We start from the raw sequence: 14,165 nt of genomic DNA on the forward strand, positions 1-14,165 counted from the left end.
CGGCGATGCTCCAAGATCCCGTCCACGCCTCGTCCACAGACCCCGGCAAACGGCCGCTCCGGACGGCACATGCCTGCACATAAGCGAAGACCCCGGCCTCAGCGTATCCGCTGGTGACGGGGTCTTTGGGCACCTCATGCTGGGTGCCCCGGCAGGAAGGGCCCGAAGGCAATCAAGCTCCCGAACGGCGCGGTGCGGATCCGCCGTTCGGAACTGGAGCGGTGGATTGCAGCTCTGGAGGAAGCCGCGTGACCAATCGCAAGACCGGCGCAACTCCGGGCGCTCGTAAAGGCGAGCGCCCGGCCGGGCCTGAAGAGCCCACCCTTTCCACCGACGTCTGCGTCTGGAAAGTCAGCAAGATCTCCAGCAAGACGGCGCCTCACCAACTTCGTTGGGTGGTCGCTGGAAAGGTCCGCCACGCGACTTTCACGACGTCGGCGCTCGCCGAGAGCCGCCGCTCGGAACTCTGGCGAGCCATGCGCAAAGGCGAGGCCTTCGACGTGGGGACTGGGCTACCGGAGTCGGAGCTCCGGGCAGCGGAGGAGAAGGCGAGTGCCAAGCCGGACCCGTCATGGTGGGACTTCTCTCGCGAGTACATGGCAATGCGGTGGCGCACTGCCGCGGCGAAGACGCGTGAGGGGCTGGCGGACAGTCTCGCTACCGCAGCTCTCGGCATGATGAGGGAGAGCCCAGGGGCGCCGGACCTGGAGGACGTACGGCGTGCCGTTCGGTGGGCCGTCGTACCGGCACATAAGGACGAAGAGCCCCCGTCGGACCTGGAGAAGGTCTGCACGTGGCTGGCGACCCATTCTCTTCCCCTGTCCGCTCTCGGGGACTCAAAGGTGGTGCGGGACGTCCACTATCGGCTGTCGTTCAAGCTGGACGGCAAGCCGGCGGCTGCGGATACGTACAAGCGTCGCCGTCGCGGATTCAACACGGCCATGGAGTACGCGATTCAGGAGGGGTACCTGGAGGAGAATCCGCTGGCAGGAGTCAAGCGCCCCACTTCCAGTGGGAGCGATTCCGTGGACCCGCGAGTCCTGGTCAACGAGGTGCAGGGAAGGCAGCTCCTCACGGCTGTCTCCTATGTCGGCTCGGTGCACCGTAACCGGGGGCGGCGCCTGGTTGCCTTCTTCGCGTGCATCCTGTACGCCGCGATGCGCCCGGCCGAAGTGGTCGGACTCCGCTTGTCTGACTGCCATCTCCCCGACAAGGGATGGGGGACGCTCACCCTCTGGGAGACCCGTCCGATCTCGGGCAAGAAGTGGACCGATTCGGGCGAGCGACACGACAGGCGGGGGCTGAAGTCACGGGAGCCGGGCACGGACCGGCCGGTACCCATTCCCCCTGTTCTGGTCGCGATGCTCCGCGCGCACCTGAAGGAGTTCGGCACGGCCAAGGACGGGCGGCTCTTCCCCAACGAACGGGGGGACCTGCTGGGCACCTCCAGCTACTGGCGGGTGTGGCAGGAAGCCAGACCGCTGGCGCTCCCGCCCGACAAGGCGGCTTCGCCGCTGGCACGGAAGCCGTATCACCTCCGCGCCACCTGCATCACAAACTGGCTCCGCGCAGGCCTCCCGGTAGCCGAGGTGGCCCGACGCGCTGGTAACTCCCCGGAAGTCATCCACCGCCGATACGCGGGCGTCATCGACAACAGCGAGGAGGAGAACAACAAGAAGATCGAAAAGACCCTGGGATGGGAGGACCTCTCGGCGGGGAGTGCCGAGGCGGTGTCCGACGACCCCGGTGTCGCTCCTGTCGATAGAGCACTCCCACCGTCGCCGAGCGGGTGCTGAACCGAGTCGCAAATTTCTCTGCCGCAGCAAGGCGGCTCGCTCCGATCACCGCGCGCGGCCCGGCCGCCCACCGGGCCCGCGCTCCTGCCTCCGATTCGGTCCCTAGGAATTCAGGCCGATCGCACAGTGACGTTGCTTTACCTGGAAGCCCGGAGGAGAGGCCCCTCTTCACCGCAAATGACTGGCTGCGTCTCCTCTGCCCCTAGGGCGAGCTCGGATCGTTGGAAATTCTTTTCTCCAAGGCTTGGAAGAGAGCCTCAAGGCTGGTAGCCCGCTGCGGGTGAAGGGCATTTTTCGGGTTAGACGCGACGGCTCTCGCTACGATGCCTTTTGCTATCAATTCAGCATCTTTATCGAAGATTTTCCCTTGTCGACGGAAAGCGTCATCGAGGCGCGTGCTCCATTTCGCCCGACCCTTTTTAAACTCATCGACATCTAGGGATATGCCAAAGCATCCTTCTATCTCTGTTTTGTAAAGCTTGGCGGGAATGAGGTCTTCGAACTCGGATTCCCTCATTGATCGCACGATCGCATATGTCTCCTCCTGCATGGCAAGCAGGCCAGCATCTTTCGCGCGACTTCCTGCCTCTCGGCCAGCCTGGTCGTGATCCAGAAAGACGTGGTATTTGCAAAGCTGCTGCCGTAGCGCATCCAACTTGGGCAGCAGATTGCTGGCACCTCTCAGGTACTCAATCGCCAAGGAGCCAGAGGAGAGGTGCCGGGCAAGTTCAGGGTGATGCTCAGCAATCAGCGCGCCGAGCGCAAGGGAATCGTTTTCGCCCTCCACAACCAAAACAAGATTGGCTGACGCAAGGTTATCCGAGGCCCGCACACCCAAGACTTCCCTGAGTTCAGACAGGGTCTTGGCTGGATGCGCCTCATTAGCGTGAACGATCACATTCTTGGAAATGTGAAATCGATCAATCAAAAGTGGGCTGTGCGTGGATACGATAACCTGGCTCCCTGCCCACCCCGCAGCCGCGATGTCGTTGACTACCTGACGCAGCCCATGCACTGCTTTGGGGTGCAGGTGCGCCTCGGGCTCCTCAATAACAAGGACGAGCCCCTCTTCTCTTCTCCTGGATGTCGCCCTCGCAGGAGTTCTTGCTGCAGAGAGGGCAGCAAGGCTTTGCATGCCGTGCCCTTTATCCTGCAAATCAGTTTCCACGCCGTCATTTACCATAACTCGCAGCGTATCCACGATGCCATTCAAGAAATCATCTGGCGAGAACTCGATTCGAGCACTCTCGACCTCCGGCAAGAAGCTCTTCATGGTGGTACTCAGGGCTTCGCTCACAGGGGCCAATGAACGGCTTAGCGCCTCCGTCAGTCGGAGAGTCAAGTCTCTATACTCTGCGCGCCTTAGAACTCTCTGGAAATCTCTTGCCACTAGATCTCGAATCACGCGAGTGGCATCGTCGGCCGTCCTGGTGGCTGCGATATACTCCACTTCGAGATGGCGCTGAAAGAGTCTGCGCATCTGAAGCCCGTCGAGCTTTTCGGGCAATCCGTCAGCGTGGATTTCCACCTTACCTCGACGACCCTGCAAGATGACCCGAACGTGGAGCTCGCCTACCCATGTTAGGGGCGTACCCGGTCCAATATAGTCAGATCGACGACTGCCCTCAATATGAGACTCTTCATCGGTCAGCCAGTAGTCAATTACAGTGGCCCCATCGTGGTCCCTCTGCAGACTCTTCGGATAGTCGTCGTGCCAGTTGTAGAAATCCGTAAGGCGTGACCTAGAGGATTCAAGAAGGTCACCGCTGCGGCCGATCATGACACGTGCCAAGATTTGCCCGCCAAGCGCGAGTGCCCGGAGTAGGTTTGATTTCCCCTCATTGTTCGGGCCAACCACTACCGTCACGTCACCCAAGTCAATTCTTGGGGTCTTCAAAATCGATCGATAGTTCTGCACGGCGAATCCGGCGATTCTCACGTCCACCCCCCATTGTGCGCCGAACAACCGTTATAGCATGAGAGAGGTTGCTGGGCTTCCGTTCCAGCCTCACCGCGTCATGGGCAATGCTTCTTCGAAGAGCAAGGGCGACCTACCCAGATCGGGCGCCGTCACATGCCTGCGAGCTGGAGACATGTACAGCCTCCGCCGGTTCCCTGTCCGGACCGGCAGGGGAGCACGGCAATCGGACGCATCCAGCGAGGCCCACTCAGGCCGTTGCGTAACCGGTGTGACCGTCGGTGACCGGTCCGCGTGGAGCTTCGGATTAGACGCTCCCCTGCCACACCGTGCCAGATCGGGCGGGGAGCCAGAGAAGGAGGAAGGGTGGTGGCCGGCAGCCGCGAGGCCCACACGCTCCTCACACGCGATCGGTGCGCAACAACGAGAAAGAGCGGGAGATAGTGAGACTGTCTCCCGCTCCTTCATGTCGGCATCCGCCCTGGTCAGCGCTTGATTGTTGCTGTTCCTAGGCGAGTGCCCCCGGCAGGATTCGAACCTGCGCACACGGCTCCGGAGGCCGTTGCTCTATCCCCTGAGCTACGGGGGCGTGTCGGCCGCTCGTCGCGGTGACGGGTAGAACACTACCAGCTCCGACGGGGTGGTCATGAACGGGTTTCGGGGGCCGTGTCGATCTTCCGGAGGTGCGGGGCGTCAGCTTCGTGAGCCCACATCCCTCGCACGGGGTGGAAGTCACCAAAACCCGGACGCGATGGCCGGTCCGGACCTACTCTCAAGTTGTGTCAGGCGCGTCGGGCCGGGTGCTTGTGGTGGACGACAACAAGGTCATCCGGCAACTGATCAGGGTCAACCTCGAGCTGGAGGGTCTCGAGGTCGTGACCGCGGCCGATGGTGCCGAGTGTCTGGATGTTGTGCATGAGGTGCAGCCCGATCTTGTGACCCTCGATGTCGTCATGCCCCGGCTGGACGGGCTCCGGACCGTCGCCCGGCTGCGTGCCGACCCCCGTACCCGGGACCTGCCCGTCGCCATCGTCAGCGCCTGTCCGGAGTACGAGGTCGACGCCGGCCTCGACGTCCGTGTCGACGCGTTCCTCGCCAAGCCCTTCGAGCCGCACGAACTCATCCGGGTCGTCCGGGAGTTGATCGAGCGCGGCCGTGAGGGGGGCGGGCTCGGTGGGGGAGCGGGGGAGCGTGACTCCCTCGACTCCTCGGACATCGAGGACGCCCCGGCCGCCGACGACACCGAGCGCACGGCCCTCGGCGAAAGCTGACAGTCGGGCGGGGGGGAGAGAGGTACGGAGCCCGCGTCCCCGTGGCAGGGCTTATGGGCGGCGGGTGCAGGTGGCGTCCGGGACGGGCATCCGTCCCCGGTGGAGCCGACACGCGGCCCTCCACGCCGAGCCTCAGCTCTCCAGCGGGCGCCCGCCGCCCCTCGCCGAGTCCCGTTCCCCCACAAACGCCCGCCGCCTCCGCAACGCCCACCCCCGTCCACATCCCGGGACCCCCCGAAACCCGCTCGCCTACCCACCCCCCTCCTCCCCTACGCTTGTCCCGTGACCCCCGTCGAGCTCTCCCGTACCGTGCTGTGCGCGGTGCGTCGTGCTGTCGACGAGGGGGCGCTGACCGTGAGCGTTCCCGAGCGGGCCGTGGTCACCGTGCCGGGGCCCGGAGGGTGCGGGGACTACGCCACCAACATCGCCCTCCAGCTCGCCCGCCCCGCCGGCCGGCCTCCGCGTCATGTCGCCGAAGTGCTCCGCGACCGCCTCGTCCACGCCGACGGCGTCACCCGCGTCGAGATCACCGGGCCCGGGTTCCTCAACATCAGCCTCGCGGAGGCGAGCGGCACGGACCTCGTCCGGCGGATCCTGCGCGACGGGCTCGCGTACGGCCACACCGACGCCCTCGCCGGGCAGGTCACCGAACTCCGCGTCCCCTACGAGATCCGTGCCGAAGTCGTCGCCGACGCCCTCGCGCGGATCGCCGCCACGCAAGGCGCACGCGTCGAGATCGGTCACGAGATCGGCCACGGGATCGGTCACGGGGACGCGCCGGACGTGAATCTCCGTCCCCTCCCCGCCCCCGAGGACCCCACCCCCCTCGGCCCCGACGCCGCGCGCTGGGCGCTGCTCCATCCCGCCCCGCACGACCGGCCGCGGATCACCGCCGATCATCTTGTCCAGCGGGAGACCAACCCCCTCTTCCGCGTCCGGTACGCCCACGCCCGCACCCGGGCCCTGCACCGCAACGCCGCCGATCTCGGATTCGGCCCCGAGCCGGGGGCCCTCGAGCAGCAGAACGACGCCCCCGAGCGGCATACCCCCCTCCTCACCGCCCTCGCCGACCACCCCCGCATCCTGCGCGCCGCTCTCACCCACCGCGGCCCGGACCGGCTTGCCCGGCATCTCGTCACCGTCGCCGATACCACCCTCGCGCTGCTGCCCGGCGTGCTGCCGCGCGGTGAGGAGAAACCCTCGGCCGCCCACCGCGCCCGGCTCGCGCTCGCCGAAGCCGCCGGGACGGTGCTGGCCGGCGGCCTGTCCCTGCTCGGCATCGACGCACCCGACCACCTCTGAGCCAAAAAGAGACCCAGACATGAGCCGTTCCGCACATCCCGCCGGGCCCCGTCACGCCGACGTCCTCCCCGAGGGCCACTACTCCGCCCCGCCCACCGACCTCAACGCCCTCGACCCCAAGGTGTGGGCGCAGACCGTCGGCCGGGACGACCAGGGCGTGCTCACCGTCGGCGGGATCGATGTGAAGACGCTCGCCGAGACCCACGGCACCCCCGCCTACATCCTCGACGAGACCGACTTCCGGGCCCGTGCCCGCGCCTGGCGTACCGCCTTCGGGCCCGACGCCGACGTCTTCTACGCGGGCAAGGCGTTCCTGTCCCGGGCCGTCGTGCGCTGGCTGCACGAGGAGGGGCTCAATCTCGACGTGTGCTCCGGCGGGGAGCTGGCCACCGCGCTGTCCGCCGGGATGCCCGCCGAGCGCATCGCCTTCCACGGCAACAACAAGTCGAGCGAGGAGATCCGCCGGGCCGTCGAGGCCGGCGTCGGGCGGATCGTGCTCGACTCCTTCCAGGAGATCGTCCGCGTCGCCCACATCGCCCAGGAGCTGGGCACCAGGCAGCGGGTCCAGATCCGGATCACCGTCGGCGTCGAGGCGCATACGCACGAGTTCATCGCCACCGCCCACGAGGACCAGAAGTTCGGCATTCCGCTCGCCGGCGGACAGGCCGCCGAGGCTGTGCGGCGGGCGCTCCAGCTCGACGGGCTCGAACTGATCGGGATCCACTCGCACATCGGGTCGCAGATCTTCGACATGTCCGGGTTCGAGGTCGCCGCCCACCGGGTGGTCGGGCTGCTGAAGGACATCCGTGACGAGCACGGAGTCGAGCTGCCCGAGATCGACCTCGGCGGCGGGCTCGGCATCGCGTACACCAGTGACGACGATCCGCGTGAGCCGCACGAGATCGCCAAGGCGCTCGGCGAGATCGTCACGCGGGAGTGCGAGGCCGCACGGCTGCGCACCCCCCGGATCTCGGTCGAGCCCGGGCGCGCCATCGTCGGGCCCACCGCCTTCACCCTGTACGAGGTCGGCACCGTCAAGCCGCTCGACGGGCTGCGCACCTACGTCTCCGTCGACGGCGGCATGTCCGACAACATCCGCACCGCGCTGTACGACGCCGAGTACAGCGTCGCCCTCGTCTCCCGCGCCTCCGACGCCGAGCCGATGCTCGCCCGGGTCGTCGGCAAGCACTGTGAGAGCGGCGACATCGTGGTGCGCGACGCGTTCCTGCCGGCCGACCTGGCGCCGGGCGACCTCATCGCCGTCCCCGCGACCGGGGCGTACTGCCGGTCGATGGCCAGCAACTACAACCATGTGCTCCGCCCGCCGGTGGTCGCCGTCAAGGACGGCGAGGCCCGGGTGATCGTCCGGCGGGAGACGGAGGAAGACCTCCTCCGCCTCGATGTCGGGTGACGCTCGATGTCGGAGACGCCCGGTATCGGGTTCGGGTGACGCTCGATGTCGGGTGACGCCCGGTATCGGGTGATGCTCGGTGTCGGGCCACACTCGATGTCGGTGACGGGCGGATGCGCCCCGGACGGCGGCGGAAGATCTTCCGGCTTCCACCCCGTCCGGAAATGAAATAAACGTCTCACAATCCGGACCAAGGGCAGAAAATCCCGTCCGGTGAGTGAGACTGGTTCAACCGTAGACGGTATGAGGAAACGAGGTCGGATGATGCGTACGCGTCCGCTGAAGGTGGCGCTGCTGGGCTGTGGAGTGGTCGGCTCAGAGGTGGCGCGCATCATGACGACGCACGCCGACGACCTCGCCGCCCGGATCGGCGCCCCCGTCGAGCTCGCCGGGGTCGCCGTGCGGCGCCCCGGCAAGGTCCGTGAGGGCATCGACCCGGCCCTCGTCACCACCGACGCCACCGCCCTCGTCAAACGCGGCGACATCGATGTGATCGTCGAGGTCATCGGCGGTATCGAGCCCGCCCGCACCCTCATCACCACCGCCTTCGAGCACGGCGCCTCCGTCGTCTCCGCGAACAAGGCCCTGCTCGCCCAGGACGGGGCCGCCCTGCACGCCGCCGCCGAGGCGCACGGCCGGGACCTCTACTACGAGGCCGCCGTCGCCGGCGCCATCCCGCTGATCCGGCCGCTGCGCGAGTCCCTCGCCGGCGACAAGGTCAACCGGGTGCTCGGCATCGTCAACGGCACGACCAACTTCATCCTCGACAAGATGGACTCCACCGGCGCCGGGTACCAGGAGGCCCTCGACGAGGCCACCGCGCTCGGATACGCCGAGGCGGACCCGACCGCCGACGTCGAGGGGTTCGACGCCGCCGCGAAGGCCGCCATCCTCGCCGGGATCGCCTTCCACACGCGCGTGCGCCTCGACGACGTCTACCGCGAGGGCATGACCGAGGTCACCGCCGCCGACTTCGCCTCCGCCAAGGAGATGGGCTGCACCATCAAGCTGCTCGCCATCTGCGAGCGGGCCGCCGACGGCCGGTCCGTCACCGCGCGCGTGCACCCCGCGATGATTCCGCTGACCCACCCCCTCGCCTCCGTGCGCGGCGCGTACAACGCCGTGTTCGTCGAGTCCGACGCGGCCGGTCAGCTGATGTTCTACGGCCCCGGCGCCGGCGGTTCGCCGACCGCCTCCGCCGTGCTCGGCGACCTCGTCGCCGTCTGCCGCAACCGGCTCACCGGGTCCACCGGGCCCGGCGAGTCGGCGTATGCCGCCCTGCCGGTGTCGCCCATGGGCGACGTCGTCACGCGCTACCACATCAGCCTCGACGTGGCGGACAAACCGGGTGTGCTCGCCCAGGTCGCGACCGTCTTCGCCGAGCACGGGGTGTCGATCGACACCGTGCGCCAGCAGGGCAAGGACGGCGAGGCCTCCCTCGTCGTCGTCACCCACCGCGCGTCCGACGCGGCCCTGAACGGGACCGTCGAGGCGTTGCGCAAGCTCGACACCGTGCGGGGTGTCGCCAGCATCATGCGGGTTGAAGGAGAGTAACCAGCAATGACCCACCAGTGGCGCGGAATCATCGAGGAGTACCGGGACCGGCTGCCGGTATCCGACACCACGCCGGTCGTGACGCTCCGCGAGGGCGGCACGCCGCTCGTGCCCGCGCAGGTGCTCTCCGAGCGCACGGGCTGCGAGGTCCACCTCAAGGTTGAGGGCGCGAACCCGACCGGGTCCTTCAAGGACCGCGGCATGACCATGGCCATCACGCGGGCCAAGGAGGAGGGGGCCCAGGCGGTCATCTGCGCCTCCACCGGCAACACCTCCGCCTCGGCCGCCGCCTACGCGGTGCGCGCCGGCATGGTGTCCGCCGTGCTCGTGCCGCAGGGCAAGATCGCGCTGGGCAAGATGGGCCAGGCCCTCGTGCACGGCGCGAAGATCCTCCAGGTCGACGGCAACTTCGACGACTGCCTCACGCTGGCCCGTGCGCTCAGCGACAACTACCCGGTGGCGCTGGTCAATTCGGTCAATCCGGTGCGCATCGAGGGCCAGAAGACCGCCGCCTTCGAGATCGTGGACATGCTGGGCGACGCGCCCGACATCCACGTCCTGCCGGTCGGCAACGCCGGCAACATCACCGCGTACTGGAAGGGGTACCGGGAGTACGCCGCCGACGGCATCGCCTCCCGTACGCCCCGGATGTGGGGCTTCCAGGCCTCCGGCAGCGCTCCGATCGTGCGCGGCGAGGTCGTCAAGGACCCCTCGACCATCGCCACCGCCATCCGCATCGGCAACCCGGCCTCCTGGGAGTACGCGCTGGCGGCGCGGGACGAATCGGGCGGTGCCATCGACGAGGTGACGGACCGTGAGATCCTGCGCGCCTACCGCCTGTTGGCGTCTCAGGAGGGCGTGTTCGTGGAGCCCGCCTCCGCTGCCTCCGTCGCCGGTCTGCTCAAGGCCGCCGAGCAGGGCAAGGTCGACCCGGGCCAGAAGATCGTGTGCACCGTCACCGGCAACGGCCTGAAGGACCCCGACTGGGCCGTCGCCGGTGCTCCGCAGCCGGTCACCGTCCCCGTCGACGCCGCCACCGCCGCCGAGCGCCTCGGCCTCGCGTAGCCCGAGCGGCACACGCCCGGGCCTCACCGAGGTCCGGGCGTGAACGCCCACGACCTGGGAAGCTTCCCCATGACGGGGCACAGGGGGCTCGCGACACGCATCGTGCGCCTCCTGTGCGCCCTATGTCGCCACAGAACCTTCCTTCGATAGGCTGTACTCAACCCGCCCGCCGCATATGCCCCCCACCGCATGTGCCGCAGTGCCGCGCGTCCCGTGCGGCCCCAGGGTTCTCGGCACCTATCGAGATTCATTCGACCATCACGCAGCTCAAGGAGAGTCAACGAGCGATGGCCGGTCCAGCGTTCCGCGCCGCCGCCGTCCGGGTGCGCGTCCCCGCCACCAGCGCCAACCTCGGCCCGGGCTTCGACGCCCTCGGCCTCGCGTTGGGGCTCTACGACGACGTCGTCGTCCGGGTGGCCGACTCCGGGCTGCACATCGACATCGCCGGGGAGGGCAGCGAGACCCTGCCGCGCGACGAGAGCCACCTGCTCGTCCGCTCCCTGCGCACCGCCTTCGACGCCCTGGGCGGCCAGCCGCGCGGCCTGGAGATCGTCTGCGCCAACCGCATTCCGCACGGCCGCGGCCTCGGCTCCTCCTCCGCCGCCATCTGCGCCGGCATCGTCGCCGCCCGCGCCGTGACCATAGGCGGCGAGTCCAGGCTCGACGACGCCGCGCTGCTGGAACTGGCCACCGAGATCGAGGGCCATCCGGACAATGTGGCCCCCTGTCTGTTCGGCGGTTTCACGATTGCCTGGATGGAATCCGGCGCCGCCCGCTCGATCAGGCTCGAGCCAGCCGATTCCATCGTTCCGGTGGTTTTCGTGCCCGGAAAGCCGGTACTGACGGAAACCGCCCGCGGTCTTCTCCCGCGCACCGTTCCGCATGTCGACGCCGCCACCAACGCCGGCCGTGCCGCGCTGCTCGTCGAGGCCCTCACCCGGCGCCCCGAGCTGCTGCTGCCGGCCACCGAGGACCGCCTGCACCAGGAGTACCGCGCCCCGGCCATGCCGGAGAGCGCGGCGCTGGTGGAGCGGCTGCGCGCCGACGGCGTACCGGCCGTCATCTCCGGAGCCGGACCCACCGTCATGGCGTTCGCCGACGCGGCCGGCGCGGACAAGATCGAGGCTCTGGCGGGCGCGGACTGGGCGGCCAACCGGCTGAGCCTGGACCTCAAGGGCGCGAGTGTGCTGCCGCTCGCGACCTGACACACGCTTGCCGGATTAAGAGAGGGGGAATGTTTGTTGGATCCGGTAGTGTTAATCTCAGGTCTGCACCCGACCCCACCATGGCGAGGTGCCTCGTGTCCCCGTCCGGGACAGACATTCTTCCGGGAGCTCCCCACGCCGCACCGTGTTTCGTACGTCGTATCTGGGCAGTACGGCGTATGCGGGCACTGAGCGGTCCGATGGTGGGGGTACCCCCTCTGGGGGAGCTCCGGAATCGGTGCGACCACGCCACGTGACACTGGGTGCCACGGCTCGAGGTAGCGCCATCACCAGAAATTTCTTCCGCCGCTTTGGCGGACCACCGCCCCGGCTCCGTCCACACAGCAAGGACCGGAGTCGGACAGCACAACCGGTCGCCGAGCCAGACAGGCCGACGTCCGCTCCAGGGAAGGACCCTTCGTGAGCGACACCACCGATCTGATGGGCGCACGTGTCGAGGAGACCGCTGCCGCGCCCGCCACGGACGCCTCCGCGCCTGCCTCCGGTGCCGGCTCCCGGCGGCGCCGCGGTACCGGCCTCGAGGGCATGGTGCTGGCCGAGCTGCAGCAGGTCGCCTCGGGCCTCGGCATCAGGGGCACCGCGCGGATGCGCAAGAGCCAGCTGATCGAGGTCATCAAGGAGGCGCAGGCCTCCGGCAGCGCTCCCAAGGCCGCCGAGCCCGCCGCCGAGAGCAAGCCGAAGCGCCGCGCCACCTCCAAGGCCCGCACCGGTGAGGCCACCGCGGACGGCGAGCAGAAGGCGGAGAAGGCCGCTCAGGCCCCTGCCGAGAAGGCCGTCGCCCAGCAGCAGATCGAGATCCCCGGCCAGCCGGCGTCCGACGACGCCCCGAGCGAGCGCCGGCGTCGCCGCGCCACCGCCGAGGCCGGCAGCCCCGAGACGGTCGCCACCGAGGCCAAGAGCGAGCCCAAGGCCGACACGCCCGCGCAGCAGCCCCAGGGCGACGCCAAGGGTGACGCCGGCGAGGGTGGCGAGGGCCGCCGCCGCGACCGCCGTGAGCGTGGCCGTGACCGTGACCGCGGCGACCGCCGCAAGGGCGACGACCAGCAGGGCGGCCAGCGCGGTCAGCAGCAGGGCCAGCAGCAGGGCGGCGGCCGTCAGGACCGCCAGGACCGCCAGGACCGTCAGGACCGCAACAACGGCCCGCAGGACGACGACGACTTCGAGGGCGGCCGCCGTGGCCGTCGCGGCCGCTACCGGGACCGCCGTGGCCGCCGTGGCCGCGACGAGATGACCACCGAGCCGCAGATCAACGAGGACGACGTCCTGATCCCGGTCGCGGGCATCCTGGACATCCTCGACAACTACGCCTTCATCCGGACCTCCGGCTACCTGCCGGGCCCGAACGACGTGTACGTCTCCCTCGCCCAGGTCCGCAAGAACGGCCTGCGCAAGGGTGACCACATCACCGGCGCGGTCCGCCAGCCGAAGGAGGGCGAGCGCCGCGAGAAGTTCAACGCGCTGGTCCGCCTGGACTCGGTCAACGGCATGGCGCCCGAACACGGCCGTGGCCGCCCGGAGTTCAACAAGCTGACCCCGCTCTACCCGCAGGACCGCCTCCGCCTGGAGACGGACCCGGGCGTGCTGACCACCCGGATCATCGACCTCGTGTCGCCGATCGGCAAGGGCCAGCGCGGTCTGATCGTGGCCCCGCCGAAGACCGGCAAGACCATGATCATGCAGGCGATCGCCAACGCGATCACCCACAACAACCCCGAGTGCCACCTGATGGTCGTCCTGGTCGACGAGCGTCCGGAAGAGGTCACCGACATGCAGCGGTCGGTCAAGGGCGAGGTCATCTCCTCGACCTTCGACCGCCCGGCCGAGGACCACACCACGGTCGCCGAGCTGGCCATCGAGCGCGCCAAGCGCCTCGTCGAGCTGGGTCACGACGTGGTCGTCCTGCTGGACTCCATCACCCGTCTGGGCCGTGCCTACAACCTGGCCGCCCCGGCGTCCGGCCGCATCCTGTCCGGTGGTGTCGACTCCACGGCCCTCTACCCGCCGAAGCGCTTCTTCGGTGCGGCCCGCAACATCGAGGACGGCGGCTCGCTGACCATCCTCGCCACCGCGCTGGTGGACACCGGGTCCCGCATGGACGAGGTGATCTTCGAGGAGTTCAAGGGCACCGGCAACATGGAGCTCAAGCTCGACCGGAAGCTCGCCGACAAGCGCATCTTCCCGGCGGTGGACGTCGACGCGTCCGGTACCCGCAAGGAGGAGATCCTGCTCGGCAACGAGGAGCTGGCCGTCGTCTGGAAGCTGCGCCGTGTCCTGCACGCGCTGGACCAGCAGCAGGCGATCGAGCTGCTCCTCGACAAGATGAAGCAGACCAAGTCGAACGTCGAGTTCCTGATGCAGATCCAGAAGACGACGCCGACCCCGGGCAACGGCGACTAGTCGCTCCGCCAGGTGAGGCGATCCGTCGGGTCGTCGATCGGCTGCGGCTCGTCCGTGGCCGGTCAGCGCCCACGCGGCGGTAGCCGCTGACAGACGCAGTCCCGCGCCCCTCGGGCGTGTGAAGGGCCGTCCCTCGTCATGAGGGGCGGCCCTTCGCCGTCTGCTGCGATCTGTGCCACAGCGACCTGTTTGCGCCCGTTCGGTGACGGTCGGGGAAACGTGCAG

Annotated in this window: 9 protein-coding genes, 1 tRNA gene and 1 pseudogene; 9 read left to right on the top strand and 2 right to left on the bottom strand. The window is 68.5% G+C overall.

Annotation, left to right across the window (positions count from 1 at the left end; translation table 11 throughout):
- Positions 1 to 153 precede the first annotated feature (153 nt).
- Together AB0E88_RS19065 and AB0E88_RS19070 are read left to right on the top strand one after the other, a co-directional pair.
- Positions 154 to 252, top strand: a pseudogene (locus AB0E88_RS19065) (excisionase); the annotation flags it as partial.
- Positions 249 to 1,796 carry a site-specific integrase gene (locus tag AB0E88_RS19070; protein WP_361631716.1) on the top strand — a complete coding sequence of 516 codons (1,548 nt, stop codon included), beginning with the start codon at positions 249 to 251 and terminating at the stop codon, positions 1,794 to 1,796. The pseudogene AB0E88_RS19065 and the gene AB0E88_RS19070, both read left to right, overlap by 4 nt.
- A 202-nt stretch (positions 1,797 to 1,998) precedes the next feature.
- Here AB0E88_RS19070 and AB0E88_RS19075 read toward each other — a convergent pair whose 3' ends face one another.
- Both AB0E88_RS19075 and AB0E88_RS19080 read right to left on the bottom strand, forming a co-directional pair.
- Positions 1,999 to 3,735: an AAA family ATPase gene (locus tag AB0E88_RS19075; RefSeq protein WP_361631718.1), complete on the bottom strand. Its 1,737-nt coding sequence runs from the start codon at positions 3,733 to 3,735 to the stop codon at positions 1,999 to 2,001.
- Between the two features lie 496 nt (positions 3,736 to 4,231).
- Positions 4,232 to 4,303, bottom strand: a tRNA-Arg gene (locus tag AB0E88_RS19080).
- Positions 4,304 to 4,493: 190 nt separating this feature from the next.
- Here AB0E88_RS19080 and AB0E88_RS19085 point away from each other — a divergent pair.
- From AB0E88_RS19085 to rho, 7 genes are all read left to right on the top strand, one after another.
- Positions 4,494 to 4,985 (top strand): response regulator, encoded by a 492-nt coding sequence (locus AB0E88_RS19085; RefSeq protein WP_361631720.1) that lies wholly within the window; start codon positions 4,494 to 4,496, stop codon positions 4,983 to 4,985.
- A gap of 282 nt (positions 4,986 to 5,267) precedes the next feature.
- Positions 5,268 to 6,287: an ArgS-related anticodon-binding protein NrtL gene (gene nrtL / locus AB0E88_RS19090; protein ID WP_361631722.1), complete on the top strand. Its 1,020-nt coding sequence runs from the start codon at positions 5,268 to 5,270 to the stop codon at positions 6,285 to 6,287.
- Between the two features lie 19 nt (positions 6,288 to 6,306).
- Entirely contained in the window at positions 6,307 to 7,698 is a 1,392-nt protein-coding gene (lysA, locus tag AB0E88_RS19095; RefSeq protein ID WP_361631724.1) for a diaminopimelate decarboxylase, read from the top strand.
- Between the two features lie 264 nt (positions 7,699 to 7,962).
- On the top strand, positions 7,963 to 9,252 hold the full coding sequence (locus tag AB0E88_RS19100) for a homoserine dehydrogenase (protein WP_361631902.1): 1,290 nt from the start codon (positions 7,963 to 7,965) through the stop codon (positions 9,250 to 9,252).
- Between the two features lie 6 nt (positions 9,253 to 9,258).
- The gene (gene thrC / locus AB0E88_RS19105; protein WP_361631726.1) at positions 9,259 to 10,317 is read left to right on the top strand and encodes a threonine synthase; all 1,059 of its coding nucleotides are present in this window, start codon (positions 9,259 to 9,261) and stop codon (positions 10,315 to 10,317) included.
- A gap of 287 nt (positions 10,318 to 10,604) precedes the next feature.
- Positions 10,605 to 11,522, top strand: a complete 918-nt coding sequence (gene thrB, locus AB0E88_RS19110; protein ID WP_361631728.1) for a homoserine kinase — start codon at positions 10,605 to 10,607, stop codon at positions 11,520 to 11,522.
- 420 nt (positions 11,523 to 11,942) lie between these two features.
- Positions 11,943 to 13,940 carry a transcription termination factor Rho gene (rho, locus tag AB0E88_RS19115; RefSeq protein WP_361631730.1) on the top strand — a complete coding sequence of 666 codons (1,998 nt, stop codon included), beginning with the start codon at positions 11,943 to 11,945 and terminating at the stop codon, positions 13,938 to 13,940.
- Positions 13,941 to 14,165: the final 225 nt, after the last annotated feature.

Origin of the sequence: Streptomyces sp. NPDC028635 (assembly GCF_040637635.1) — a bacterium.
Lineage (GTDB): Bacteria > Actinomycetota > Actinomycetes > Streptomycetales > Streptomycetaceae > Streptomyces.

Excerpts from the sequence above, each read along its gene's own strand:
- thrB (WP_361631728.1), top strand. The coding sequence starts at position 10,605 with ATGGCCGGTCCAGCGTTCCGCGCCGCCGCCGTCCGGGTGCGCGTCCCC.
- thrC (WP_361631726.1), top strand. The coding sequence starts at position 9,259 with ATGACCCACCAGTGGCGCGGAATCATCGAGGAGTACCGGGACCGGCTG.
- AB0E88_RS19100 (WP_361631902.1), top strand. The coding sequence starts at position 7,963 with ATGCGTACGCGTCCGCTGAAGGTGGCGCTGCTGGGCTGTGGAGTGGTC.
- lysA (WP_361631724.1), top strand. The coding sequence starts at position 6,307 with ATGAGCCGTTCCGCACATCCCGCCGGGCCCCGTCACGCCGACGTCCTC.